Below are 25,158 nucleotides of genomic sequence, written 5' to 3'. Positions count from 1 at the left end.
ACAGCTCCTACTGCTGTTGCTGGATCTCGCCGGCGACCGGCGCATTGGCGGACGGGGTGACGGTGACCGTCACGGTCGGCGTGGGCGTCGGTTTCGGTTTGGCGGGCAGCACCGTGTCGCGCGGGTCCTTCTTCGGCGTCTGGACGACGACGCCGACGATGTCGAGCTTGGTGAAGCTGACGTACGGCGTGACGTAGACGGTGCGGGTGAGGTCGCCGCCTGAGGGGTCGACGCGGGAGACCACGCCGACCGGGACGCCGGGCACGAACGGCCTGTCGGCCTGCGAGCCGAAGGTGACCAGGCGGTCGCCCTTCTTGATCTCGGCCTTGCCGTTGAGGAGTTCGACGCGCAGCGGACGGTCGCCCTGGCCGGAGGCGAATCCGAGTTCGTCGGTGGACTCCATGCGGGTGCCGACGGTGAAGTCCGGGTCGTTGGCCAGGAGCACGGTGGCGGTGTTCGGGCCGACGGTGGTGACGCGGCCGACCAGTCCGTCGCCGTTGAGGACGGTCATGTCGCGCCGGATGCCGTCGTTGACGCCGACGTCGATGGTGATGGTCCAGGAGAAGCCCTGGGCCGCTCCTATGGCGATGACCTCGGCGCCCTTGATGCCGTACTGACCCTCGCCGGCGATCTTCAGCATCTTGTCGAGCTGCTTGAGGCGGCTGGAGTTGCGGTCGTCGCTGCCGAGTCGCGCCTTGAGGGCGGCGTTCTCCTTCGTCAGCTCGGCGAGCCGGTCGTACCGCTCGCCGGAGTCGCGGACGGCGGAGACCGCGTTGCCGACCGGGTCGACCGCGGCGGAGACACCGTTCTCGATGGGGCCGAACACGGTGGCCGCGCCTTGGCGGGCACCGTCGACGGGCGAGTCCTCCCCGCCGCGGATGTCCACCGTGATCAGCGCGAACGCGACGGCGATCAGCAGCACCAGGAGCAGCCGGCTCTCTCGTGTGTCCCTCACGTGCGGCGGCCGTGCCCTTCTGATTGGAGTTGCGTTTGTGGGAGCTTATGCCTCTATATCAACGATCCGCCGTACGAGAGGAGATCATCTCGTACGGCGGAATCGACAAGTTACGTCATCTGCGCGGCTGGGCGTCCAGCACCTGCTGGAGCGCCTCGAATTCCTCGACGCACTTCCCGGAGCCGAGCGCGACGCTGTCCAGCGGGTCCTCGGCGATGTGGATCGGCATGCCGGTCTCCCGGCGCAGCCGCTCGTCGAGCCCGCGCAGCAGGGCGCCGCCGCCGGTGAGGACGATGCCGCGGTCCATGATGTCGCCGGAGAGCTCGGGCGGGCACTTGTCGAGGGTCGTCTTGACGGCGTCGACGATGGCGTTGACGGGCTCCTCGATCGCCTTGCGGACTTCGGCGGCCGAGATGACGACGGTCTTGGGCAGCCCGGAGACGAGGTCCCGGCCACGGATTTCGGTGTGTTCGTCATTGTCGAGGTCGTACGCCGAACCGATCGTGATCTTGATCTGTTCGGCCGTCCGCTCACCGAGGAGGAGGGAGTACTCCTTCTTGATGTGCTGGATGATCGCGTTGTCCAGCTCGTCGCCCGCGACGCGGATGGACTGGGCGGTGACGATGCCGCCGAGCGAGATGACCGCGACCTCCGTGGTGCCGCCGCCGATGTCCACCACCATGTTGCCCGTGGCCTCGTGGACCGGCAGGCCGGAGCCGATGGCGGCCGCCATGGGCTCCTCGATGATGTGCACCTGGCGGGCGCCCGCCTGGGACGACGCCTCGATGACGGCGCGGCGCTCGACGCCGGTGATGCCCGAGGGGACACACACGACGACGCGCGGCCTGGCGAGATACCGCCGCTTGTGGATCTTCAGGATGAAGTAGCGCAGCATCCGCTCGGTGATCTCGAAGTCGGCGATCACGCCGTCCTTCAGCGGCCGCACGGCAACGATGTTGCCGGGGGTCCGGCCGATCATCTTCTTCGCTTCGGCGCCTACAGCGAGGATTCCACCGGTGTTCGTGTTGATCGCGACGACGGACGGCTCGTTGAGTACGATCCCGCGACCCCTGACGTACACCAGCGTGTTGGCGGTCCCGAGGTCGACAGCCATGTCACGGCCGATGAACGACATTGAGTTCCCCATCAGGATTCGTCTGGCCTTCCTGGGAGCTTTTGAGGGCTTTTCAGGTCGGCGAAGTGGGTGCTGTGACGTGAAGGCTTCCATCGTAGACGCGCCTGCACGAACACTGCGCGAGGGTCTTCGCCATTGTCAGCAGATCGAACGCCGCCTCGCTTGTGGAGACGGTCCATAGGGGGCACTCGTTCCCCCGATCGGCACGCATATGCCGGAGGACGGCCGAAAACGTACGGCCGCCCCAGGTCAGACAGTCGAGTGAACTGACACCCCGTCAAAAAATGCCACGAAACCCCTACGCGCGGACTATGCGCGGCCTATGCGCGCCCGGGGAAGAAGATCTTCACCTCGCGCTCGGCGGACTCCTCCGAGTCGGAGGCGTGGATCAAATTCTCGCGGACGATGACGCCGAAGTCGCCGCGGATGGAGCCGGGCGCGGCGGCGATCGGGTCGGTCGGGCCGGCGAGCGCGCGGACGCCCTCGATGACCCGCTCGCCCTCGACGATCAGCGCGACGACCGGACCGGAGGCCATGAACTCCACCAGCGGCTCGTAGAAGGGCTTGCCCTTGTGCTCGCCGTAGTGCTGCTCCAGGGTGTCCTGGTCCAGGGTGCGCAGCTCCAGCGCGGTGATCTGCCAGCCGGCCTTGCGCTCGATACGGCTGATGATCTCGCCTGTCAGGCCGCGACGGACTGCGTCGGGCTTGAGGAGGACGAGGGTGCGCTGGCTCACGATGGGCTCCTAACCTGCTGACTTGTGCGGTGGGACGAGGTTACAGGGCGTGTCGGTACGTTCGTCACACAGCGTCAGGTGTAGTGGAGTCCGCCGGGGCGGCTTGGGCGGCCTGCTCCGCCGGGACGGCTGGGGTGGCCTGGTCCGCCTGCGCGGCGAATCTCGCCTTCGCCTCGTCGATCTTCCGGCCGTAGTGCACGGAGGCCCACCACAGCGCCGCGAAGATCGCGCCCATGAAGAACATGGTCGGGATGACGAAGCCGGAGGCGATGAGGGCGATCTGGAGCGCCCAGCCGAGGACGACGCCGCCGGGCCGGGTCACCACCCCGCACAGGGCCAGGCACAGGAACATGGCGATGCCGCTGACCGTCCACACCGTGGACGTGGCCAGGTCGGGGTCCTTCATCGCGACCAGTCCGGCGAAGCCGATGACGAAGAACTCGCCGATCAGGGTCGATGCACAGAGCGTACGCATGGCTGCGGCTCAGCCCCTTCCCAGCAGCAGCCGGGCCTCGCCGACCGTGATGACCGACCCGGTGACCAGCACGCCGCCGCCCGCGAACTCGCCGTCCTGCTCGGCCAGCGTGATCGCCTCCTCCAGGGCGTCCGGCAGCCGCGGCTCGACCTGTACGCGCTCCTCGCCGAACACCTCGACGGCAATCGCGGCGAGCTCGTCGGCGTCCATGGCACGGTGGCTGGAGTTCTGCGTGATCACGACCTCGGCGAAGATCGGCTCGAAGGCCTCCAGGAGCCCCCGCACGTTCTTGTCGCCGCTCGCGCCCACCACACCGATGAGCCGGCTGAAGTCGAAGGCCTCGCCGACCGCCTCGGCCGTCGCGCGGGCGCCAGCCGGGTTGTGGGCGGCGTCCAGGACGACGGTCGGGGAACGCCGTACGACTTCGAGACGGCCCGGGGCGGAGACGGCCGCGAAGGCCTTGCGGACGGTGTCGATGTCGAGGCGGTCCGGGCGCTGGGCCCCCACCCCGAAGAACGCCTCCACCGCGGCGAGCGCCACGGCCGCGTTGTGCGCCTGGTACGGGCCGTGCAGCGGCAGGTACACCTCTTCGTACTCACCGCCCAGGCCGCGCAGGTTCAGCAGTTGCCCGCCGACGGCGACCTGCCGGGACACGACCCCGAACTCCAGCCCCTCGCGCGCGACCGTGGCGTCCACCTCGACGGACTTCTTCAGCAGGACCTGCGCCGCGTCCACGGGCTGCTGGGCCATGATGACGGCCGCGTCCTGCTTGATGATCCCGGACTTCTCGACGGCGATCTCGCCGGGCGTCTCGCCGAGCCGGTCGGTGTGGTCCAGGTCGATGGGCGTGACCACCGCGACATCGCCGTCGATGACGTTGGTGGCGTCCCAGGAGCCGCCCATGCCGACCTCGACGACGGCCACGTCGACGGGCGCGTCCGCGAAGGCGGCGTACGCCATGCCGGTCAGCACCTCGAAGAAGGACAGCCGGTACTGCTGCTGGGCGTCGACCATCTCGATGTACGGCTTGATGTCGTCGTAGGTCTCGATGAACCGCTCGGCCGAGATCGGGGCGCCGTCCAGGCTGATGCGCTCGGTGACCGACTGGACATGGGGGCTGGTGTAGCGGCCCGTGCGCAGTTCGAAGGCGCCGAGGAGGGCCTCGATCATGCGGGCCGTGGAGGTCTTGCCGTTGGTCCCCGTGATGTGGATCGAGGGGTACGACCGCTGCGGCTCGCCCAGCAGGTCCATCAGCGCGGCGATACGGCTGACCGAGGGCTCCAGCTTGGTCTCGCCCCAGCGGCCGGCGAGCTCCGCCTCGACCGCGCGCAGGGCCTTGTCGACCTCCGGGTCCTCAGGGCGTCCGGGCACGTCGGCCTCCGGCGGGGCGCCCTGGGTGCGCAGGGTGCGGCTGCCGGCCTCGATGACCGCGAGGTCGGGGTCTCGGTCGGTCTCGGCGGCGACGATCTCGTCGAAGGGGTCGGTGTCACTCACGGGGTCAGTCTACGGACGGCGACTGACAGAGTGCCCACGGAGTGGGGCCCGGGGTGCAGAACGTGCAGAACACCCCGGAGCCCCCGCCATGCCTTACGCCTGAGGCAGGCCTTCCAGCTGAGCCTTGATCCTCGCGATGTCCTCGTCCGCCTTGGCCAGGCGGCCGCGGATCTTGTCCACCACGTTGTCCGGGGCCTTCGCGAGGAACGCCTCGTTGCCGAGCTTGGCGTTGGCCTGGGCCTTCTCCTTCTCGGCCGCCGCCAGGTCCTTGGCGAGGCGCTTGCGTTCCGCCGCCACGTCGATCGTGCCCGACAGGTCGAGGGCGACCGTGGCACCGGCGACCGGGAGGGTCGCCGTGGCCGCGAAGGACTCGCCCTCCGGCTGGAGACGCAGGAGCTGGCGGATGGCGGCCTCGTGCGGGGCGAGCGCGGTGCCGGTCAGCCCCAGGCGGGCCGGGACCTTCTGGCCGTCCTTGAGGCCCTGGTCCTTGCGGAACCGGCGGACCTCGGTGACGACCCGCTGGACCAGCGCGATCTCGAGCTCGGCGTCCTTGTCGCGGAAGCCGCTGTCGGCCGGCCACTCGCCGACGACCAGGGACTCGCCGCCGGTCAGGGTGGTCCACAGGGCGTCCGTCACGAACGGGATGACCGGGTGCAGCAGCCGCAGCGTCACGTCGAGGACCTCGCCGAGGACCCGCCCCGAGACCCTGGCCTGCTCGCCTCCCGCGAAGAACGTCGTCTTCGACAGCTCGACGTACCAGTCGAAGATCTCGTCCCACGCGAAGTGGTAGAGCGCGTCGGCGAGTTTGGCGAACTGGTAGTCGTCGTAGTACGCGTCGACCTGGGCGACCGTGGTGTTCAGGCGGGACAGGATCCAGCGGTCCGTCGCCGACATCTCGGAGGCGTCGGGGAGCGGGCCCTCGACCGTGGCGCCGTTCATGAGGGCGAAGCGGGTGGCGTTCCAGATCTTGTTGGTGAAGTTCCGGGAGGCCTTGACCCAGTCCTCGCCGATCGGCACGTCCGCGCCCGGGTTGGCGCCGTTGGCGAGGGTGAAGCGCACGGCGTCGGAGCCGTAGGCGTCCATCCAGACCAGCGGGTCCACCGCGTTGGGGTTCGACTTCGACATCTTCTTGCCGAACTCGTCGCGGACCAGGCCGGTCAGCGCGATGGTGTGGAAGGGGGCCTGGCCGTCCATGGCGTAGAGGCCGAACATCATCATCCGGGCGACCCAGAAGAAGATGATGTCGTGGCCGGTGAGCAGGACGTCGGTCGGATAGAACTTCCGCAGGTCCTCGGTCTGTTCGGGCCAGCCGAGCGTGGAGAACGGCCACAGGCCGGAGGAGAACCAGGTGTCCAGGACGTCGGAGTCCTGGGTCCAGCCCTCACCGGTGGGCGGCTCGTCGTCGGGGCCGACGCAGACGACCTCGCCGTCCGGGCCGTACCAGATCGGGATGCGGTGGCCCCACCACAGCTGGCGCGAGATGCACCAGTCGTGCATGTTGTCGACCCAGTCGAAGTAGCGCTTCGACATGTCCTCGGGGTGGATCTTGACGCGGCCGTCGCGGACCGCGTCACCGGCGGCCTTGGCGAGCGGGGCGACCTTGACCCACCACTGCAGGGACAGGCGCGGCTCGACCGTGGTCTTGCAGCGCGAGCAGTGGCCCACGGAGTGCATGTACGGGCGCTTCTCGGCGACGATGCGGCCCTGCTCCTTGAGGGCGCCGACGACGGCCGAGCGGGCCTCGAAGCGGTCCTGCCCGAGGAAGGGTCCGTGGACGGTGATCACGCCGTGCTCGTCCATGATCGTCAGGGACGGCAGGTCGTGACGGCGGCCGATCTCGAAGTCGTTCGGGTCGTGCGCCGGGGTCACCTTGACCGCGCCCGTGCCGAACGCGGGGTCGACGTGGGTGTCGGCGACGACCGGGATGGTGCGGTCGGTGAGCGGGAGCTTGATCTGCTTGCCGATGAGGTGCTGGTACCGCTCGTCGTCGGGGTGGACGGCGACGGCCGTGTCACCGAGCATCGTCTCCGCGCGCGTGGTCGCGACGACGAGGCTGTCCTCGCCCTCGCCGTAGCGGATGGAGACCAACTCGCCCGCGTCCTCCTGGTATTCCACCTCGATGTCGGAGATGGCCGTCAGACAGCGCGGGCACCAGTTGATGATGCGCTCGGCGCGGTAGATCAGCTCGTCCTCGTAGAGCCGCTTGAAGATGGTGAGGACGGCCTTGGACAGGCCCTCGTCCATCGTGAAGCGCTCACGGCTCCAGTCGACGCCGTCACCGAGGCGCCGCATCTGGCCGAGGATCCGGCCGCCGTACTCCTCCTTCCACTGCCAGACGCGCTCGACGAACTCCTCGCGCCCCAGGTCGTGGCGGGACTTGCCCTCCTCGGCGAGCTGCTGCTCGACCTTGTTCTGGGTCGCGATACCGGCGTGGTCCATGCCCGGCAGCCACAGCGCCTCGTAGCCCTGCATGCGCTTGCGGCGCGTCAGCGCGTCCATCAGCGTGTGCTGGAAGGCGTGGCCCAGGTGCAGCGAACCGGTGACGTTCGGCGGCGGGATGACGATGGTGTACGGCGGCTTGTCGCTCTTCGCGTCGGCGGTGAAGTACCCCTTGTCCACCCAGCGCTCGTACAGCGCCCCCTCTACCTCGGCCGGCGCGTACTGGGTCGGCAGTTCGGTGCTGGGCGCTGTGGGCTGCTGCTGAGCGTTCTCGGTCACGGGGTCAGTTTAGGGGTGTCGCGGGCGTCTCCCGAAACGCGTTTGTTCTGTAACGGTGGAGGCCCCGATGCGGTGTGCCGCCTGTGCCTGAACCAGGATGTCGGGAACACATAAGCATCTGGAGGGGAACCCAGGGATGAGTCACAACCAGCCGGGCCCGTACGGGCAGCCCCAGCAGCCCGGGCAGTCGCCGCAGCCCGGGCCGTACGGCCAGCCGGGCCCCTACGGCCAGCCGCCGCAGGCCCCGCAGGCGCCGCAGGGTCAGCCCCAGCCCGGCTACGGCTACCCCCAGCAGGCACCGCCGCCCCAGCAGCAGCCGCCGGGTTACGGCTATCCCCAGCAGCCCGGACAGCAGCCGCAGCAGCCGGGTTACGGCTATCCGCAGCATGGCGGAGTGCCGCCGCAGACCCCGCCGTACGGCCAGCCGCAGGCTCCCTACGGCCAGCAGACGCCGTACGGGCAGCAGCCGCCTTACGGTCAGGCCCCCTACGGCGTCCCGCAGCCGCCCCCGGCCGGCGGCGGCAAGGGGAAGAAGATCGGCATCATCGTCGGCGCGGTGGTGGTCGTCGCCGCGATCGCGGTCGGCGCCTCCCTCGTGTTCGCCGGGGGCGGGTCCGGCGGCGGTTCGGACATCAATGACGACGGGGCGCACAAGCTGGCGACACCGGCGACGATCCTCGGCGGGGAGTACAAGAAGGGCAGCGATACCGGGATCGGCGGGATGACCAAGGACGACATCAACGACGCGGAGTCGTGGGGCGTCAAGAATCCCAAGGGCGTCAGCGCGGGCTACACGGCAGGTTCGGGTCTCACCTCCAAGAACCTGGTGTTCGCCGGTGTGTACGGCACCATCGACAACCCGGAGGGGGTCGTCGATGAGATGTTCAGCCGGGTGACGAAGGACGCCGGGAAGGGCGCCGACAGCAGCAAGGTCGTCGGCAGCCCCAAGGAGTTCAAGCCCGCCGGCTTTGAGAACGGCATCATGAAGTGCCAGGAGATCCAGACCACCGAGGCCGGACAGACCGTGACCATGCCGTTCTGCATCTGGGCCGACCACAGCACGGTCACCTATGTGCTGGCGTTCGACGTGGCCGGCCTCGCCAAGGGCCAGAGCACCTCGATGGACGAAGCTGCCGAACTGACCGCCAAGGTCCGCAACGACGTGCGCGTCAAGGCCTGACGGACGCGCCGGCACCTCAACGGCGAAGGGGCCCCGGTCGGTTGACCGGGGCCCCTTCACATGTCCTGGGGAACTACGCCGTCTTCTGCTCCCCCGGGCCCCGCCCGCGGGCGTCCCTGGGGATGAGCGTCGGGTTGACGTTGGAGTGGACGACGTCCGCCGTGATGACGACGCGGGCCACGTCCTTGCGGGACGGGATCTCGTACATGACGCCCTGCAGGACCTCTTCCATGATGGCGCGCAGGCCGCGCGCGCCGGTCTGGCGGAGGATGGCCTGGTCGGCGATGGCCTCCAGGGCCTCGCGCTCGAAGTCCAGCTCCACGCCGTCGAGTTCGAAGAGGCGCTGGTACTGCTTCACCAGCGCGTTGCGCGGCTCGACCAGGATCTGCAGAAGGGCTTCCCGGTCGAGGTTGTGCACGCTCGTGATGACCGGGAGGCGGCCGATGAACTCGGGGATCATGCCGAACTTGACCAGGTCCTCGGGCATGACGTCCTCGAACTGGTCCTTGGCCTCCAGCTCGCGCTTGGAGCGGATCGTCGCCCCGAAGCCGATGCCCTTGGCGCCCGCCCGGGACTCGATGAGCTTCTCCAGGCCCGCGAAGGCACCGCCCACGATGAACAGGACGTTCGTCGTGTCGATCTGGATGAACTCCTGGTGCGGGTGCTTGCGTCCGCCCTGCGGCGGCACGGAGGCCGTGGTGCCCTCCAGGATCTTCAGCAGGGCCTGCTGCACGCCCTCGCCGCTGACATCGCGGGTGATCGACGGGTTTTCGCTCTTGCGCGCGACCTTGTCGATCTCGTCGATGTAGATGATCCCGGTCTCGGCCTTCTTGACGTCGTAGTCGGCCGCCTGGATCAGCTTCAGCAGAATGTTCTCGACGTCCTCGCCGACGTAGCCCGCCTCGGTGAGCGCGGTCGCGTCGGCGATCGCGAACGGGACGTTGAGCATGCGGGCGAGGGTCTGGGCGAGGAGCGTCTTGCCGGAGCCCGTGGGGCCCAGCAGGAGGATGTTGGACTTCGCCAGCTCGATCGCGTCGTCACGGCTGCTGCCGCCGCCGTTCTCGCCGGCCTGGACGCGCTTGTAGTGGTTGTACACCGCCACGGAGAGGGCCTTCTTGGCCTGCTCCTGGCCCACCACGTAGCCCTCCAGGAACTCGTAGATCTCGCGGGGCTTGGGGAGTTCCTCCCAGCGCACCTCGCTCGTCTCGGCGAGTTCCTCCTCGATGATCTCGTTGCAGAGGTCGATGCACTCGTCGCAGATGTACACACCAGGCCCTGCGATGAGCTTCTTGACCTGCTTCTGGCTCTTGCCGCAGAACGAGCACTTGAGCAGATCGCCGCCGTCACCGATGCGTGCCACGGTGTGCTTCCCCTTCGCCTGGGAGACGCCTAGGTCCAGCGGCTCCTGGTGCTGCCTTATGTCCGACGGTACCTTGCCGGGCCCCCCGTTCGGGCCCCCCTTGGCAGGGTTCACTTCGACGTGCGCTGTACCAAGGGGCGGCATATCCTACGGGTCCGCGTCAGCGGACGGCGGCGTTGTTCATCTTCCGGGTGGAGATGATCTGGTCGATCAGACCGTACGCCAGGGCGTCGTCGGCCGTGAGGATCTTGTCGCGCTCGATGTCCTCGCGGATCTTCTCGATCGGCGTCGTGGAGTGCTTGGCCAGCAGGTCTTCCAGCTGCGCGCGCATCCGGAGGATCTCGTTGGCGGCGATTTCCAGGTCGGAGACCTGACCGCGGCCGGTCTCGCTGTAGGGCTGGTGGATCAGCACGCGCGCGTTGGGCAGCGCCATGCGCTTGCCGGGCGTACCAGCCGCCAGCAGGATCGCGGCGGCGGAGGCCGCCTGACCCATGCAGACCGTCTGGATGTCCGGCTTCACGAACTGCATCGTGTCGTAGATGGCCGTGAGCGCCGTGAAGGAGCCGCCGGGGCTGTTGATGTAGACCGAGATGTCCCGGTCGGGGTCCATCGACTCCAGGCACAGCAGCTGCGCCATGACGTCGTTGGCGGAGGCGTCGTCGATCTGCACGCCGAGGAAGATCACGCGCTCCTCGAAGAGCTTCGCGTACGGGTCGTACTCGCGGACGCCCTGCGAGGTGCGCTCGACGAAGCGGGGGATGACGTAGCGGGACTCGGCACGCGGGCCGGTGTACTCGGCCTCGGTGCGGGCGTAGTGGCCGCTGCCGGGGAAGTCGTTCACTGTCTGTCTCCTAGGGGCTGTGGCGGTCGGCTGAGGGGCTGTGCGGGGGCGTGGTGGCCCCGCATGGGGCTCAGGCCCCGGTGCCGCCACCACCCGGCATGCCGGCGGCCGTGGGAATCACGTCGTCGATGAGGCCGTACTCCTTGGCCTCGAGGGCGTCGAACCAGCGGTCGCGGTCCGAGTCACGGGTGATCTGCTCGATCGTCTGGCCCGTGTGCTGGGAGGTGAGCTCCGCCATGCGCTTCTTGGTGTGCAACAGACGCTCGGCGTGGATCTTGATGTCCGAGGCCGAACCGGCCAGGCCCGCGGAGGGCTGGTGGATCAGGATCTCGGCGTTCGGCAGCGCGAAGCGCTTGCCGGGCGTGCCCGCGCTGAGCAGGAACTGGCCCATCGAGGCGGCGAGGCCCATGGCGATGGTCACCACGTCGTTCTTGATGAACTGCATGGTGTCGTAGATCGCCATGCCGGCCGTGATCGATCCGCCGGGGCTGTTGATGTAAAGGAAGATGTCCTTGTCCGGGTCAGCGGCAAGGAGCAGCAGCTGCGCGGTGATCTTGTTGGCGATGTCGTCGTCGACCGCCTGGCCGAGGAAGATGATCCGCTCGCCGAGCAGCCGGTTGTAGACCTGGTCACCGAGGCCACCACCGATGGAGGGGTCGCCGGCGGCGGAGGGCATCAGATTCGTCACGTATCCACCTGCTCGTCTTACGACGGCACCGGGCCGTCTTACGTGTTCCCGTCCGGGGGCTGGGCAGTTCGAGGGACTTCCCTGCCCTGGTACTCATGGACCCTAACGCGCTGGTCCCCTTGGGGAATCCCGGTAAGGGGGGTGTTCGCCGGGGGCGTAGCGCCGTGGTATCGCCGGTTCGGGGCCGGGCGCGGTCGATCCGTGGCCCGCCGCGCCGCCCCCCGCGGCCCCGGCCGGGTCCTCGGGGCCCATGCGGGAAGGGCCCCGGAGACATGCGTCTCCGGGGCCCTTCCTACGACGTTCGAGGTGCCGTGGGCTCAGCCCTCGGTCTTCTCCTCGGCCTCGGCCGGGGTCTCCTCGGAGGCGGCCTCGACGGCCTCGACGGCCTCGCCCGTCTCGTCCTCGTCGTCGTCCAGGTCGACGACCTCGCCGTTGGTGTCCTTGACCGTGGCGGCCTCGACCACGACGGCCAGGGCCTTGCCGCGGGCGACCTCGCCGACGAGGAGCGGAACCTGACCGCCCTCGACGACCGCCTGGGCGAACTGGTCGGGGGACATGCCGGAGGAAGCGGCACGGCGCATGAGGTGCTCGGTGAGCTCCTCCTGGTTGACGTTCAGCTTCTCGCGCTTGACGAGCTCGTCGAGCACGAACTGGGTCTTGATGCCCTTGACCGCGGCTTCCCTGGTCTCGGTGTCGAACTCCTCGGCCGTCTTGCCCTGGATCTCGAGGTACTTCTCGAGGTCGAGGCCCATCTGGCCGAGCTGGTGGTGCTCCAGGTTGTGCTTGCGGGTGTTGATCTCGTCCTCGAGGAGCTTCTCGGGGACGGGCACCTCGACGAGCTCCAGGAGCTTCTCCAGGACGCGCTCCTGGGCCTGGGTGGCCTGGTCGTACTGCTTCATGTTCTCGAGGCGCTTGCGGCTGTCGGCCTTGAGCTCGTCGAGGGTGTCGAACTCGGAGGCGAGCTGCGCGAACTCGTCGTCCAGCTCGGGCAGTTCGCGGGCGGCGACCTGGGTGACCTTGACGGTGACCTCGGCCTCCTTGCCGGCCGCGGTGCCGCCCTTGAGCTCGGAGGTGAAGGTGGCCTCGCCACCGGCCTCCAGGCCCTTCACGGCGTCGTCGATGCCGTCCAGCAGCTCGCCGGAGCCGATGGTGTAGGAGACGCCGCTCGCGACGCCGTCCTCCAGCACCTCGCCCTCGACCTTGGCCTCCAGGTCGATGGTCACGACGTCGCCGTCCTCGGCGGCACGCTCGACCGGGGAGGTCGAGGCGAAGCGCTCACGCAGCTCGGTCACGGCCTTGTCGACGTCCTCGTCGCTGACCTCGACGGCGTCGACCTCGACCTCGATGCCGGAGTAGTCCGGGATCTCGATGGCGGGGCGGACGTCGACCTCGGCGGTGAAGTTCAGCGTCTCGCCGTCCTTCAGCTCGGTGATGTCGACCTCGGGCTGGCCCAGGACGTCGATCTCGGCCTCGTTGACCGCCTCGGTGTAGAACTTCGGGAGCGCGTCGTTGACCGCCTCCTCCAGGACCGCACCGCGGCCGAACCGCTGGTCGATGACGCGCGCCGGGATCTTGCCCTTCCGGAAGCCCTTCACAGTGACCTGCTGGTTGATCTTCTTGTACGCCGCGTCGAGGCTGTCCTTGAGCTCCTCGAAGGGCACCTCGATGCTGAGCCGAACCCGAGTCGGGTTCAGGGTCTCCACGGCGCTCTTCACGGTTCGGTCTCCTTGGGGGCTGACTTCTTGGTTTCTGCCGGAGCCAGAACGGCTCCGGCGGATTCGCCGCCCGGAGGACTTCCAGTGGAGATCCAGAGGATGAGGCACACGGGCGTGCAGCTTGCATAGTAACGGCAGCGGCGACACGCCCCAAAGGCGATCACTGTGTACGGCCGCGCGAGGTGATCGCGCAGGTGGTCGGGGTGGCGGGATTTGAACCCACGGCCTTCCGCTCCCAAAGCGGACGCGCTACCAAGCTGCGCCACACCCCGTCTGGTGCGACACGTAGGGTACATGCCCGCAGGCAGCGGGGTTTACCGCATTTCCCGCCCCCCGAGCAGAACACACCCCTGCGCGCCCCCTCCCGGCCCCCCGAGAGCCACCCGCCCGGCCCACCACAATCCGCCCGCACACGCGCTCCGTGCCGCGCGCCGGCGGAAACGAAACAGGTACAGCGCGCCTCGGGGGCGGCTCCCTCGTGGGAGCAGTCGCTCACGGCGAGCACTCCCAGGGGGTCGGGCGATCCCGTCGTCACCGGCGCGTGGGCACCAGGGCCACGCCCGTGCGCGCCCCGGTGCGCCCGGTCCCCGCGCCGCGCGGTCGGCGGCAGGGCGGAAGGGGTGTGCGACGAGGGGTGACGACCCGGTACGATGCATGCGTGCCGCCGGTCATCGGGCCGGCGCGTGCTGTGCGGGCGTAGCTCAATGGTAGAGCCCTAGTCTTCCAAACTAGCTACGCGGGTTCGATTCCCGTCGCCCGCTCTGAATGCCGAAGGCCCAGGTAAGAGGCGGATTCCCTCTCCCTGGGCCTTCGATGTCCCCCGGACCGGTTCAGTCCGTCGTGCCCCTCGCGTCTCATGCCGCCCTCCCAGTCCTGAGGGCTGCCGAAGACCCTCCAGAACACGAGGGCGATACCGAGCAGAACGAGTGCCGTGCCGGCGATACGGCTTAATCGAGGACGCATGTGCTCATGATCGTTTGTCGTGGGTGTCCGCCCGTGTTCCGGGCTAGAACTGGATCGAGTTGATGGTCTGCGCTATCGAGTCCAGGAAGCGTTGGATGTCGTCGGCCATGCCGGTCGAGGCGAGGAAGAAGCCGAAGAGCACCGCGACTATGGCGGGGCCGGCCTTGATCGAGCCTCCCCGCATCAACACCACCAGGATGATCCCCAACAGCAGCACCACTGACAGCGAAATGGCCACAACTGATCACACCCTCGGTCGGTCCCGCTCTCCCGGCCCGGGGACGCGACCCCGCGACCCCCGCCAGAACCATCGTGCCACCAACGCGGCCCGCATATGCGGCCGGTGAGCCAACGTTTGGCCATGCCGATACACGCGTCGCCCCCCTTGGCCGGTTCCTTTCGGTCCGCGGTCACGGTGTCCGCACATTCCGTCCGCAGGGAATCCGAGGTATCGGCACAGTTGTGCGACAGGCACGGCAATGCGGCATTTCGAGGGGATTGATGCGGACAATACGGGCTGCTGAAGACGGCTCAGAAGTGCACAACCAGCAACGGGACAGCCGGTTTTACGGACACGCACAGCCGGGGCTAGGGTGCCTCAGATGTTTCCAGCCGCCGCCGACGCAGTCCCCCGTCCGCGCTCGCCGCAGGACCCGCCGCCCGACAAGCAGCGTGACGCCTTCTTCGACAACGCCAAGTACCTGGCGATCGTCCTGGTGGCCGTCGCGCACTCCTGGGAGCCGCTCAAGGGCGACAGCAGGATCCTGGAGGGCGTGTACACGGTGGTGTACTCGTTCCACATGCCGGCGTTCATCGTCATCTCCGGCTTCTTCTCCCGCAGTTTCGACATGCGCGCGGACCGGCTGAAGCGGCTCGTCACCGGCGTCGCGGTGCCGTACATCGTCTTCGAGACGGCGTACTCCCTCTTCAAGCGCTACGCCGACCACGACCCGGGCATGGACATCAGCCTCCTGGACCCGTGGTTCCTGACCTGGTTCCTGGTGGCGCTGTTCATCTGGCGGCTGACCACGCCGGCTGGAAGCTGGTGCGGTGGCCGCTGCCGCTCGCGCTCGGCATCGCGATGCTGGCGTCCGTGACCCCGGACATCGGCGACGACCTGGACCTCCAGCGGGTGCTGCAGTTCCTGCCGTACTTCGTGCTGGGCCTGGTCATGAAGCCCGAGCACTTCCGGATGGTGCGCCGGCGTTCGATGCGGATCGCGGCCGTGCCGGTGTTCGCCGCCGCCCTCGCCGTCGGCTGGTGGGCGGTGCCGCGCATGAACACCGAGTGGTTCTACCACCGCAACGCCGCCCAGGAGATGGGGGCGCCCTGGTGGACGGGACCGGTCATGGTGCTGGCGATGTTCGGCGCTTCGCTGCTGCTGACGGCCTGCTTCTTCGCCTGGGTGCCGGGCCGGCGCATGTGGTTCACCGCGCTCGGCGCGGGCACGCTGTACGGCTATCTGCTGCACGGCTTCCTGATCAAGGGCGCGGGTTTCGCGGGCTGGTTCGACCACGCCTGGCTGCACCGTCCGGCCGGTGAGCTCTTCGTGAGCGCTCTCGCCGCGGTCGCCGTCACCCTGCTGTGCACCGCGCCGGTGCGCCGGGTCTTCCGATGCGTGATGGAGCCCGACATGGAGTGGGCGTTCAGGCGGGAGGCGGCCGAGGTGAAGCGGGGACATGAGCGGAAGGCGGCGGCTCCCCGGGAGAAGGTCGGCGCCTAGCCGGACGCCGGCAGACCGAGAAGCGCGCGCATCCCCGCGTACTTCTCGGTGAGCCGTGTGCGGGTCGCCTCGTCGAGGACCGCCAGGCGGGCCGGGTCCGCGTTGTGCGCCAGGTCGGCCTGTTTGACCAGCAGCGCGCCCGGGGTCGTGAGGATGCGCCCGGCGTACGCCTCGGGCGGCTCTCCGGCCCGCTTGGTGACGGCGAGCACGATGTCCTTCGTACGACGGCTCAGGGCGGCCTCCTCGAGCCACTGCGCGGAGAGCGCGTCGTCCTCGACGGAGTCGTGCAGCCAGGCCGCCGCGATCTGGTCGTCGTCGCCGCCACGCGCGCGTACGCCCTCGGCGACGGCCCGCAGGTGTTCGGCGTAGGGCCGGCCGGCCTTGTCGGTCTGGCCCTCGTGCGCGGTGCGGGCGAGGGCCTCGACCTCGGCCGGTGTCAACTCGTCGGTCATTCTTCCAGTGTGGCGTGCCGCGGTGCGGAAACCGTGCCTAGCGCGGCACCGCCTGGGCCGTCGGGCCCTCGCGGCAGATCAGCAGCAGTGCCCGGTCGTCGTTGACGTCCTTCGCGACCGCCTCGATCAGGTGCCAGGCGGCACCGTGGAAGCCGCCGGCGACATACCGGTCGGCCTCCCCCGTCAGCCGGTCGATGCCCTCGACTATGTCGCGTTCGGACGTCTCCACCAGGCCGTCGGTGAAGAGCATCAGGACATCGCCGGGCCGCAGTGATCCCTTGACCGGGTCGAACTGGGCGCCGTCGTAGACGCCGAGGAGCGGGCCCTCCGCCGCCTTCTCCTCCCAACGGCCGCTGCCCGCGCTGAGCTGCAGCCCCGGCGGGTGGCCGGCCGAGTAGAGCTCGTAGTCGCCGGAGTCCAGGTCCAGGACCAGATGGATCGAGGTCGCGAAGCCCTCGTCCCAGTCCTGGCGGAGCAGATAGCCGTTCGCGGCGGGCAGGAAGGCGTGCGGGGGCAGCGAACCGAGCAGGCCGCCGAACGCCCCCGACAGCAGCAGCGCCCGCGAGCCCGCGTCCATGCCCTTGCCGGAGACGTCGGTCAGCACGACCTCCATCGTCCGGCCGCCGTTCGTACGGGCCGCGACCACGAAGTCGCCTGAGAAGGACTGTCCACCCGCGGGACGCAGTGCCATCTCCCGGTGCCAGCCCTGCGGCAGGTGCGGCAGCTTGCTCTGCACCCGGATGCGTTCGCGCAGGTCGAACAGCATGGTGCCGCCGCGCCGCCAGGGCACCCCGACCCGGCTGCGGAACTGGGCGATCAGCAGACCGAAGAAACCGCAGGCGGCCACGACCAGGACCACGCCCGGGGTGACCCGGGACGGTCCCTCGGTGTACGGCCCCAGCCGCACCGACTCCACGATCAGGGCGGTCGCCGCCGCCGCGTACAGGCCGAGCAGGCTCGCCGGGCGCAGCAGCAGACCGCCGGCGACGATCGGGAGGACCAGCGCGGCCGGTGAGCACCACACCGAGTTCATCAGGGTGACGGACGCGATCACCGGGACGGTCAGGAGCAGGCCGGCCAGCGCGACCCAGTCCGAGCCGTCGCCGCGGAAGTAGTCCACGGCGCTTCTGCGCAGGCCGACGCGGACCCGGTGCCACTGCATCTTCCACCGGGCCGTGAACGTCTCGGCTTCCGCGCGCCGCCCTCGTCCTGCTGCCATTAGTTCGGGACCTTATCCGCCGAACCCCCTGCTTGGCACAGGAGGTACGACTTGTCCCCCGTGCGAGGTTCAACTTCACAGCTGTTCAAGGGCGGTACACACGCCGGCTGACGGCGGGCCCCGGTGAAATTCCCTCGCTCGTCCCGCAATGCCCTGGTAGGCATGGTTCATGGGGACTGACGTGCGGGTGCTTCGGCAGGACGACTGGGACGAGTGGTACGGCAACCTGATCCGCGCCTTCGGCGGGATTCCGGAGTCGGCCGAGGAGCGGGAACTGTGGCGTGAGCTGACCGAGTACGACCGTTCCATAGGCGTCTGGGACGGCGAGCGGTGTGTGGGTACGGCGGGGGCGTTCGGCTTCCGGATCACCGTGCCGGGCGGCGCCTCGGTGCCCGCCGCCGGCGTCACCATGGTCAGCGTGGCCGGCACCCACCGGCGGCGCGGGGTGCTGACCTCGATGATGCGCCGCCAGCTGGACGACGTGCGTTCCTGGGGCGAACCGCTGGCCGTGCTCACGGCCTCGGAGCCGGTGATCTACGGCCGGTTCGGGTACGGCGTCGGCAGCTACAACGTCAACGCCGACATCGACACGACCCGGGTACGGCTGTCCGTACCGCCCGGCACCGACGACGTACGGCTGCGGTACGCGGCGCTCGCCGACGTGCTCGACGCGTGCGAGGCGGTGTACGCCCGCCTCGTGCCCCGGCGGCCCGGGATGGTCGCCCGGATTCCCGGCTGGGAGCGGCTGTGGCTGCTCGATTCGGAGAGCGACCGGAGCGGTGCCTCGCCCCTGCAGTGCGTGGTCGCGGAGCGGGACGGGGAGGTCGTGGGGTTCGTGCGGTACCGGGTCAAGGCGGACTGGGAACCGGCCGGGCCCAGGGGCACGGTGGTGGTCTCCGACCTGGAGGCACTGGATCCGGCCACGCACGGCGCGCTGTGGCGGTTCCTGTTCGACCTCGACCTCACCTCGCGGATCGACGTCCGGCGGCGGCCGGTCGACGAGGCCTGGCAGTACCTCGTGTCCGACGTCCGGCGCTGTTCGCTGCTGGTGCGGGACTCGCTGCACGTACGGCTGGTGGACGTGGGCGCCGCGCTCCAGGCGCGGACCTATCAGGCGCCGGTGGACGTGGTGTTGGAGGTCGAGGACTCCTTCTGCCCCTGGAACGCGGGGCGTTGGCGGCTCAGCGGGGACACGAAGGGCGCGTCGTGCGACCGTACGACGGACCCGGCCGACCTCGCCCTGTCGGTACGGGAGTTGGGGGCGGCCTACCTCGGCGGCGTGAGCCTCGCCGCGCTGGCGGGGGCGGGGCTGGTGCGGGAGCTGCGGCAGGGGTCGCTGGCCGAGGCGGCGGTGGGGTTCGGGTCGGCGGTGGCGCCCTGGCTGCCGCACGGGTTCTAGGTCCCGCTCAAGGTCTCTGGGTCCCGCTCAAGGCCTCTGGCAGGTCGGGCACCAGAAGAGGTTGCGGGCTGCGAGGCCGGCGGTGCGGATCTCGCCGCCGCAGAGGTGACAGGGCAGGGTGGCCCTGCGGTAGACGTAGACCTCGCCGCCGTGGTCGTCGACGCGGGGCGGGCGGCCCATCGCCTCGGGGGTGTGCTCCGGGCGGACGGTGTCGATGCGGTTGTTCCGCACGCCCTCGCGCATGAGCGCGACGAGGTCCGTCCAGATCGCGTCCCACTCGGCGGGGGTGATGTCCTTGCCCGCGCGGTACGGGTCGACGCGGTGCCGGAAGAGGACCTCCGCCCGGTAGACGTTGCCCACGCCCGCGATGACCTTCTGGTCCATCAGCAGGGCGGCGATCGTCGTACGGCTGCGGGAGATCCGCCGGTACGCGGCGTGCGGGTCGGCGTCCTCGCGGAGGGGGTCAGGGCCGAGGCGCTCGTGTATCGACTGCTTCTCGGCGGGGGTGATCAGGGCGCAGGTCGTGGGGCCGCGGAGGTCGACGTACGCCGTGGTGTTCGCGAGGCGGAGGCGGACCGTGTCGGTGGGCGGGGGTGCGGGGGCCGCGCCGAAAGTGACCTTGCCGAAGAGGCCGAGGTGGATGTGGACCCAGTCGGTGTCCCGGAAGCCGAGGAAGAGGTGTTTGCCGTGGGCCTCGGTGCGGGTGAGTTCGGAGCCGGTGAGGAGTGCGGCGGCGTCAGAGAACTTGCCCTGGGGGCTGGTGACGTGGGGTTTCGTGCCGGTGAAGGTTTCGGCGTAGTCCTGTGCCAGGCGGTGGATGGTGTGACCCTCGGGCACGGCGGTTCCTCTTTCGTCACATGCCCAAGGGCTGGATTTCGTGCAGGTCACCCACTCAGGGGCGCGGGGAACTGCGCGACCAGCCCCCACGCACCCGCACCCGACCACGAACCCCGCTGGAGGCTACTGCTGGGGGTGGTGGGCCGGGATCGCCGGCAGGTCGCCCGTCGTCTCGTAGTCGGACAGCATGTCGATCCGGCGCTGGTGGCGCTCGTCGCCGGAGAACGGGGTGGCGAGGAAGGTCTCGACGAACTTCGTCGCCTCCTCCGTGGAGTGCATGCGGGCGCCGACCGCGACGACGTTCGCGTTGTTGTGCTGCCGGCCCAGCGAAGCGGTCTCCTCGCTCCAGGCCAGGGACGCCCGCACACCCTTGACCTTGTTCGCCGCGATCTGCTCGCCGTTGCCGGAACCGCCGATCACGACGCCGAGGGAGTCGGCGTCGGCGGCGGTGCGCTCGGCGGCGCGGAGACAGAAGGGCGGGTAGTCGTCCTGGGCGTCGTAGATGTGGGGGCCGCAGTCGACCACGTCGTGGCCGGCCGCCTTGAGCCAGTCGACAAGGTGGTTCTTGAGTTCGAAGCCCGCATGGTCGGAGCCGAGATACACGCGCATGGAACGAGTGTGACACGGCTGTTTCGGGGCAGCAGCCCCGGGTGTCGGCGAGGAAAACAGTGAGCCTGGCAATGGAACCTCAAGGAAACCTCAAGTAACAATCTGGATTCAAAGGTTCACGAATTTCTTTGCCTCCGATTCACTGGACCGACCCGTACACCGCTCGTACGGGAATCCCCACACCCGGCACGAAGGAATTCCCCGAATGACTGGTCTCCAGGCCGGCCTCAAGAACCGTCACCTCTCGATGATCGCCATCGGCGGTGTCATCGGAGCGGGCCTCTTCGTGGGCTCCAGCTCCGGTATCGCCACCGCCGGACCCGGCATCCTGCTGTCGTACGCGCTCGTCGGCACGCTGGTCGTCCTCGTGATGCGGATGCTCGGTGAGATGTCCGCCGCGAATCCGAACTCCGGCTCCTTCTCGGCCCACGCCGACCGGGCCCTCGGGCGCTGGGCCGGTTTCTCCATCGGCTGGCTGTACTGGTTCTTCTGGGTCGTCGTGCTCGCCGTCGAGGCGACCGCCGGCGCCAAGATCCTCGAAGGGTGGATACCCGCCGTACCGCAGTGGGGGTGGGCGCTGATCGTGATGGTGGTGCTGACCGCCACCAACCTCGTCTCGGTGGGGTCCTACGGCGAGTTCGAGTTCTGGTTCGCCGGGATCAAGGTCGTGGCGATCGGGGCGTTCATCGTCATCGGCCTGCTCGCGGTGTTCGGCGTCCTGCCGGGTGTCAACGCCGACCAGGCGGGGCTCTCCAACCTCACCGACCACGGCGGTTTCCTGCCGCACGGGCCCGGCGCCATCCTCACCGGCGTCCTGCTCGTCGTCTTCTCCTTCATGGGCAGCGAGATCGCGACCCTCGCGGCCGGTGAGTCGGAGGACCCGCAGCGGGCCGTGACCAAGTCGACCAACAGCATCATCTGGCGTATCGCGGTCTTCTACCTGGGTTCCATCTTCGTCGTCGTCACGCTGATCCCGTGGGACTCCAAGTCCATCCAGGACGACGGTTCCTACGTCGCCGCGCTCGACTCCCTCGGGATCGCGCACGCCGGTCAGATCATGAACGTCATCGTGCTGACCTCGGTGCTGTCCTGTCTCAACTCCGGCCTCTACACGGCCTCCCGGATGGCCTTCTCGCTCGGCGAGCGGGGCGATGCGCCGAGGGCGTTCGCGCGGGTCAACGGGCGGGGTGTGCCGATGGCCGCGATCCTCGCGTCGGTGGTGTTCGGCTTCGTCGCCGTGTTCTTCAACTACCTCTCCCCCGACAAGATCTTCCTCTTCCTCGTCAACTCCTCCGGTGCGGTGGCCCTGTTCGTCTGGCTCGTCATCTGCTTCTCGCAGCTGCGGATGCGGAAGATCATCCAGGCCGAGGCGCCGGAGAAGCTGGTCGTGAGGATGTGGCTGTACCCGTATCTGACCTGGGCGACGGCCGCGTTGATCGTTTTCGTCCTCGGCTACATGCTGACCGACACGGAGCACGACGGGCGGGAGACCGTGCTGCTGTCGCTGCTCGTCGCGGCGGTGGTGCTGGTCATCGCCGTGGTGAAGGAGAAGGTCGGGCGCGGGCGTAGGGCTTCGGCGTCGGCCGGTGAGGTGACGGACAAGGTCTCCGTCGGCTGAGCGGACGGCTGAACGGACGTGCGTCAAGGGCCTCGTGGCGTGTGCCGCGGGGCCCTTTCGCCGTTCGCCGTGCCGGTTCACAGCACGGTGAAGCCGGCCTTCACCTTCCCGTACGTCTCGAGGGCCTGCGTCTCGATGTCCGGCTGGTACCAGGTGTTGATCTGGTACGACTTGCCGCCCTCGTTGAAGCCGAGCAGCTGGGCGTGCCACGGGACGCCGCCGAGGGTGAAGGTGTACTCCCAGACGACCGCGGGGTGATCGCGGAACGTCGTCTCCTCCAGGCGGATCTTGGCGTAGTCCTGGCCCTGGTGGGCGTTCTGCTCGGAGGTCCGCCAGGTCTCCATCAAGTCGCCTCGGGCGAGGGAGGACTTGGCCGCGAGTTCCTGCTTTCCGTCGGGCGAGGTGTAGTGGACCTCGGCCCCCGTCTTCACGTCCCGCCGCCAGCCGGTGGGGGTCGCCCACGCGAATCCACCGGCCTCCTCGTGTGCGCCGGGCGGGAGCGAGCGGGGGCGGGAGGTGCCCTCGACGGTGGAGGACGGGGGGCCGGCGGGTGGAGAGGCGCCGGACTCCGGGGCGGAGGCCGAGGCGGACGGGGAGCCGCCCGCCTTGTCGTCGCCGGGCGGGCCGGAGGTGGTGGCGAGGATGATCGCGACCACGGCAGCACCTGCGGCGACCACGCTTCCTGCGGCGACCAGGGTGGTACGACGCCCACCGCGGCGGGGGGTGGTGGGGAGTTCACCCGGGGGCACGCGGTGGGGGTGCGGACCGAGGATCAACGCCGGGGCGGGGTCGGGGTCGGGGTCGGGATCCTGGCCCGGGTGGGGTCGCGTACGGGGATCGGCGGCGGGGTCGTCGGTGCTGCCGGGGTGAGGTCCGGTACGGGGATCGGCGGCAGGGTCCTCGGTGTCGATGCCCTGTCCGCCGCTGCCGGTGCCTCCCTGCGCCGCTCCTTGAGCGGGGCGGGGGGCAGGATCCTGGCCAGCACGGGGTCGGGTACGAGGATCTGCGGCGGGGCCGTCGGTGTCGATGCCCTGTCCGCCGCTGCCGGTGCCTCCCTGCGCCGGCTGCCCCTGCTCGGGGCCGGGAACGAGGTCCTGGCCCGAGTGGTGGGGGCGGCGGTGGGTCGGCGCGTCCGGCATCGGGAAGTACTCCGTGGGGGCGCCCGCCGCGAGGGAGTCCTGGGTGGGGGCGCTCGCGAGGGGCGTACTGGTCGTGGTGGCCCCTGCCCGGAGTACGGCTCCCACCGAGCTCTCGGACGGCACCTCCGACCGAACCTCCGAACGCTCCTCCGAAGCGGCCTCGGTCGAGGCACTGGCGATGTGGTCGGCCGAGGCCTCCTGGGATCCGGACGGCAGGAACGGCCGCGCAGGGGACGGGTGTTCGGGCTGCGCGGCTACGGCCTCGTCACCCGGACCGTCCGGGCCCGCGCCCCCGGTCCCGGCCGACTCCGACGAGCCACGCCCGAGTGCCACGCCATCCGACGGCTCCGCACCCTCGGCGACAGACCGAGGCCCTTCCGGCCCCCGGGACTCACGCCCGACCGGCACGCCATCCGACGGCTCCGTCGGCTCCCTCGGCTCGGCCGCAGACCGGGACTCCTCCGACGCTGAGTCCGAAACCCTCTCAGCACCCGCACCCGCACCCGAGAAGCCCGGCACCGCATCCGACGGCTCCATGACGGCAGGCTCATCCACGGCCGCCTCGGGCCCGGCATCCGGCTCCGGCACCCTCGGATCCCGTACCGCCCGTACGATCCCGTTCTCCAGATAGACCGGTGTGGGCGACTCCCCCGGTGCCCACGGCCCCGGGCTCGGCGAGGTCTCCGAGGAGCGTCCGTCAGTTGACGTATCCGGCGAGTCTCCCCGCGCGTCCTGTGAGGCTCCCGGTGATTTCGGGGTTCCTGGGTCGCCCGGGATACCGGATCCGTCCGGACCTGCCGAAGCGTCTGAACCACCCGCCGTTCCTGGAGCCCCCGCAGTCCCAGAAGTGCCCGGCCCCCTTGGATCACTCGGCTCCCCGTCAGCCGACGCCGGCGCAGAACTCCCCGCTCCCTCCCGTCCCGGCACCGCCTCCGCCAGGTGATCCCCCTCAACCTGCCCGGACCCCGCCGAAGCCCGCGCAGAGTCCTCCCGCTCCCCGTCCGCCCCACCGGCGCCTCCCCCCGGCTCCCTCCACTCACCCCGCTGCAACGGCCCGGTGTCGCCGGTGTCATCCCCCGCCCCCATCCTCAACGTCGGCGTAGGCGCTGGGAACGCGACCGTGTGCAGGGTCGACTCCACCTCGTCCAGGGCCGGGCGTATCGACGGGTCCTTCTCCAGCAGGGCCGTCAGGAGATCGGTCAACGGGCCTGCCACCGCGGGGAGTTCCGGCTCCTCGTAGAGGACGGCGTGCAGCGTGGCCAGGGTGGTGTCGCGGGAGAACGGGGAGCGGCCGCCCAGGGCCGCGCACAGCGTCGCTCCCAGGGACCAGATGTCCGACGGCGGGCCCTGCGGACGGCCCGAGACCCGCTCGGGGGCCATGTAGTCGGGGGAGCCGACGAGCATGCCGACCATGGTCAGCGCCTCGGCGTCCTGCATCGCGGCGATACCGAAGTCGGTGAGCACGATCCGGCGGCCGGTGCGTTCGCCGGACTCCACCAGGACGTTCCCGGGTTTGATGTCCCGGTGCAGGACGCCGCGCGCGTGGACCTGGCGCAGAGCCCGCACCAGCCCCAGGCCGAGCAGCGCCGTTTCGCGCGGGCCCAGTGGGCCGTCCTCCGCCGTCATGCGTTCCAGGGAGCGGCCGTTGACCAACTCCATGACGATCCAAAGGCGTTCGCCCTCGTCCACGACGTCGTAGACCCGTACGACGTTGGGGTGGTCGATGCGGGCCGTGGCCCTGGCCTCGCGCAGGGTCCGTTCACGGCGGGTGCGGGTGTCCTCGGCGTCGAGGCCGTCGATCCGCATCTCCTTGACCGCGACCTGCCGGTCGAGCATTTCGTCGGCGGCCCGCCACACCCGCCCCATTCCCCCCTGGCCGATACTTTCGACGAGGCGATAGCGTC

19 protein-coding genes, 2 tRNA genes and 1 pseudogene are annotated in these 25,158 nt (G+C 69.6%); 5 read left to right on the top strand and 17 right to left on the bottom strand.

Annotated elements, in window-relative coordinates; genetic code table 11:
* Positions 1–7 precede the first annotated feature (7 nt).
* The 6 genes from mreC to ACFVYN_RS02505 form a co-directional block, all read right to left on the bottom strand.
* Complete coding sequence (gene mreC, locus ACFVYN_RS02530; RefSeq protein ID WP_389991354.1) at positions 8–955, bottom strand: rod shape-determining protein MreC; 948 nt, start codon at positions 953–955, stop codon at positions 8–10.
* 115 nt (positions 956–1,070) lie between these two features.
* Positions 1,071–2,090 carry a rod shape-determining protein gene (locus tag ACFVYN_RS02525; protein ID WP_352383933.1) on the bottom strand — a complete coding sequence of 340 codons (1,020 nt, stop codon included), beginning with the start codon at positions 2,088–2,090 and terminating at the stop codon, positions 1,071–1,073.
* Between the two features lie 320 nt (positions 2,091–2,410).
* A complete protein-coding gene (gene ndk / locus ACFVYN_RS02520) occupies positions 2,411–2,824 on the bottom strand; it encodes a nucleoside-diphosphate kinase (RefSeq protein WP_059205347.1) in 414 nt (137 codons plus the stop codon).
* A 64-nt stretch (positions 2,825–2,888) separates the two neighbouring features.
* A complete protein-coding gene (locus ACFVYN_RS02515; RefSeq protein WP_389991350.1) occupies positions 2,889–3,299 on the bottom strand; it encodes a DUF4233 domain-containing protein in 411 nt (136 codons plus the stop codon).
* A gap of 9 nt (positions 3,300–3,308) precedes the next feature.
* Positions 3,309–4,793, bottom strand: a complete 1,485-nt coding sequence (locus tag ACFVYN_RS02510) for a bifunctional folylpolyglutamate synthase/dihydrofolate synthase (protein ID WP_389991347.1) — start codon at positions 4,791–4,793, stop codon at positions 3,309–3,311.
* A 93-nt stretch (positions 4,794–4,886) separates the two neighbouring features.
* Positions 4,887–7,511 carry a valine--tRNA ligase gene (locus tag ACFVYN_RS02505; RefSeq protein WP_389991344.1) on the bottom strand — a complete coding sequence of 875 codons (2,625 nt, stop codon included), beginning with the start codon at positions 7,509–7,511 and terminating at the stop codon, positions 4,887–4,889.
* Between the two features lie 136 nt (positions 7,512–7,647).
* Between ACFVYN_RS02505 and ACFVYN_RS02500 the strand changes: the two genes are divergently transcribed.
* Positions 7,648–8,691, top strand: coding sequence for a hypothetical protein (locus tag ACFVYN_RS02500; protein ID WP_389991341.1), 1,044 nt, complete (start codon positions 7,648–7,650; stop codon positions 8,689–8,691).
* A gap of 73 nt (positions 8,692–8,764) precedes the next feature.
* On the opposite strand, the gene clpX is transcribed toward ACFVYN_RS02500, so the two are convergent.
* The 5 genes from clpX to ACFVYN_RS02475 form a co-directional block, all read right to left on the bottom strand.
* A complete protein-coding gene (clpX, locus tag ACFVYN_RS02495) occupies positions 8,765–10,051 on the bottom strand; it encodes an ATP-dependent Clp protease ATP-binding subunit ClpX (RefSeq protein WP_389991338.1) in 1,287 nt (428 codons plus the stop codon).
* Positions 10,052–10,211: 160 nt separating this feature from the next.
* The gene (locus tag ACFVYN_RS02490) at positions 10,212–10,892 is read right to left on the bottom strand and encodes an ATP-dependent Clp protease proteolytic subunit (RefSeq protein WP_389991335.1); all 681 of its coding nucleotides are present in this window, start codon (positions 10,890–10,892) and stop codon (positions 10,212–10,214) included.
* A 70-nt stretch (positions 10,893–10,962) separates the two neighbouring features.
* Positions 10,963–11,568 (bottom strand): ATP-dependent Clp protease proteolytic subunit, encoded by a 606-nt coding sequence (locus ACFVYN_RS02485; RefSeq protein WP_389991635.1) that lies wholly within the window; start codon positions 11,566–11,568, stop codon positions 10,963–10,965.
* Positions 11,569–11,897: 329 nt separating this feature from the next.
* The gene (gene tig, locus ACFVYN_RS02480; RefSeq protein WP_389991332.1) at positions 11,898–13,295 is read right to left on the bottom strand and encodes a trigger factor; all 1,398 of its coding nucleotides are present in this window, start codon (positions 13,293–13,295) and stop codon (positions 11,898–11,900) included.
* Positions 13,296–13,490: 195 nt separating this feature from the next.
* Positions 13,491–13,567 (bottom strand) — tRNA-Pro (locus tag ACFVYN_RS02475).
* Positions 13,568–13,985: 418 nt separating this feature from the next.
* On the opposite strand from ACFVYN_RS02475, the gene ACFVYN_RS02470 reads away from it, so the two are divergent.
* Positions 13,986–14,056 (top strand) — tRNA-Gly (locus tag ACFVYN_RS02470).
* A gap of 245 nt (positions 14,057–14,301) precedes the next feature.
* On the opposite strand, the gene ACFVYN_RS02465 is transcribed toward ACFVYN_RS02470, so the two are convergent.
* Positions 14,302–14,496, bottom strand: a complete 195-nt coding sequence (locus ACFVYN_RS02465; protein WP_381331885.1) for a hypothetical protein — start codon at positions 14,494–14,496, stop codon at positions 14,302–14,304.
* 364 nt (positions 14,497–14,860) lie between these two features.
* On the opposite strand from ACFVYN_RS02465, the pseudogene ACFVYN_RS02460 reads away from it, so the two are divergent.
* Positions 14,861–15,981, top strand: a pseudogene (locus tag ACFVYN_RS02460) (acyltransferase family protein).
* On the opposite strand, the gene ACFVYN_RS02455 reads toward ACFVYN_RS02460, so the two are convergent.
* Both ACFVYN_RS02455 and ACFVYN_RS02450 read right to left on the bottom strand, forming a co-directional pair.
* The gene (locus ACFVYN_RS02455) at positions 15,978–16,433 is read right to left on the bottom strand and encodes an HD domain-containing protein (RefSeq protein ID WP_389991329.1); all 456 of its coding nucleotides are present in this window, start codon (positions 16,431–16,433) and stop codon (positions 15,978–15,980) included. The pseudogene ACFVYN_RS02460 and the gene ACFVYN_RS02455 sit on opposite strands and share 4 nt — an antisense overlap.
* Positions 16,434–16,470: 37 nt before the next feature.
* Entirely contained in the window at positions 16,471–17,652 is a 1,182-nt protein-coding gene (locus ACFVYN_RS02450; protein ID WP_389991326.1) for a PP2C family protein-serine/threonine phosphatase, read from the bottom strand.
* Positions 17,653–17,821: 169 nt separating this feature from the next.
* Between ACFVYN_RS02450 and ACFVYN_RS02445 the strand changes: the two genes are divergently transcribed.
* On the top strand, positions 17,822–19,051 hold the full coding sequence (locus tag ACFVYN_RS02445) for a GNAT family N-acetyltransferase (protein WP_389991323.1): 1,230 nt from the start codon (positions 17,822–17,824) through the stop codon (positions 19,049–19,051).
* Between the two features lie 27 nt (positions 19,052–19,078).
* On the opposite strand, the gene ACFVYN_RS02440 is transcribed toward ACFVYN_RS02445, so the two are convergent.
* Positions 19,079–19,888 (bottom strand): Fpg/Nei family DNA glycosylase, encoded by an 810-nt coding sequence (locus ACFVYN_RS02440; protein ID WP_389991320.1) that lies wholly within the window; start codon positions 19,886–19,888, stop codon positions 19,079–19,081.
* Between the two features lie 123 nt (positions 19,889–20,011).
* A complete protein-coding gene (locus tag ACFVYN_RS02435) occupies positions 20,012–20,497 on the bottom strand; it encodes a ribose-5-phosphate isomerase (RefSeq protein WP_389991317.1) in 486 nt (161 codons plus the stop codon).
* Positions 20,498–20,702: 205 nt separating this feature from the next.
* Here ACFVYN_RS02435 and ACFVYN_RS02430 point away from each other — a divergent pair, with 205 nt between their 5' ends.
* Positions 20,703–22,115 (top strand): amino acid permease, encoded by a 1,413-nt coding sequence (locus tag ACFVYN_RS02430; protein WP_389991314.1) that lies wholly within the window; start codon positions 20,703–20,705, stop codon positions 22,113–22,115.
* A gap of 77 nt (positions 22,116–22,192) precedes the next feature.
* Here the strand turns inward: ACFVYN_RS02430 and ACFVYN_RS02425 are convergent, their stop codons facing one another.
* A complete protein-coding gene (locus tag ACFVYN_RS02425; RefSeq protein ID WP_389991632.1) occupies positions 22,193–25,120 on the bottom strand; it encodes a protein kinase in 2,928 nt (975 codons plus the stop codon).
* Positions 25,121–25,158: the final 38 nt, after the last annotated feature.

This window comes from Streptomyces sp. NPDC058307, assembly GCF_042880295.1.
Classification (GTDB): domain Bacteria; phylum Actinomycetota; class Actinomycetes; order Streptomycetales; family Streptomycetaceae; genus Streptomyces.
Note: the sequence above shows the minus strand (reverse complement) of the source record. Positions and strands in the feature narration are given on the sequence as shown.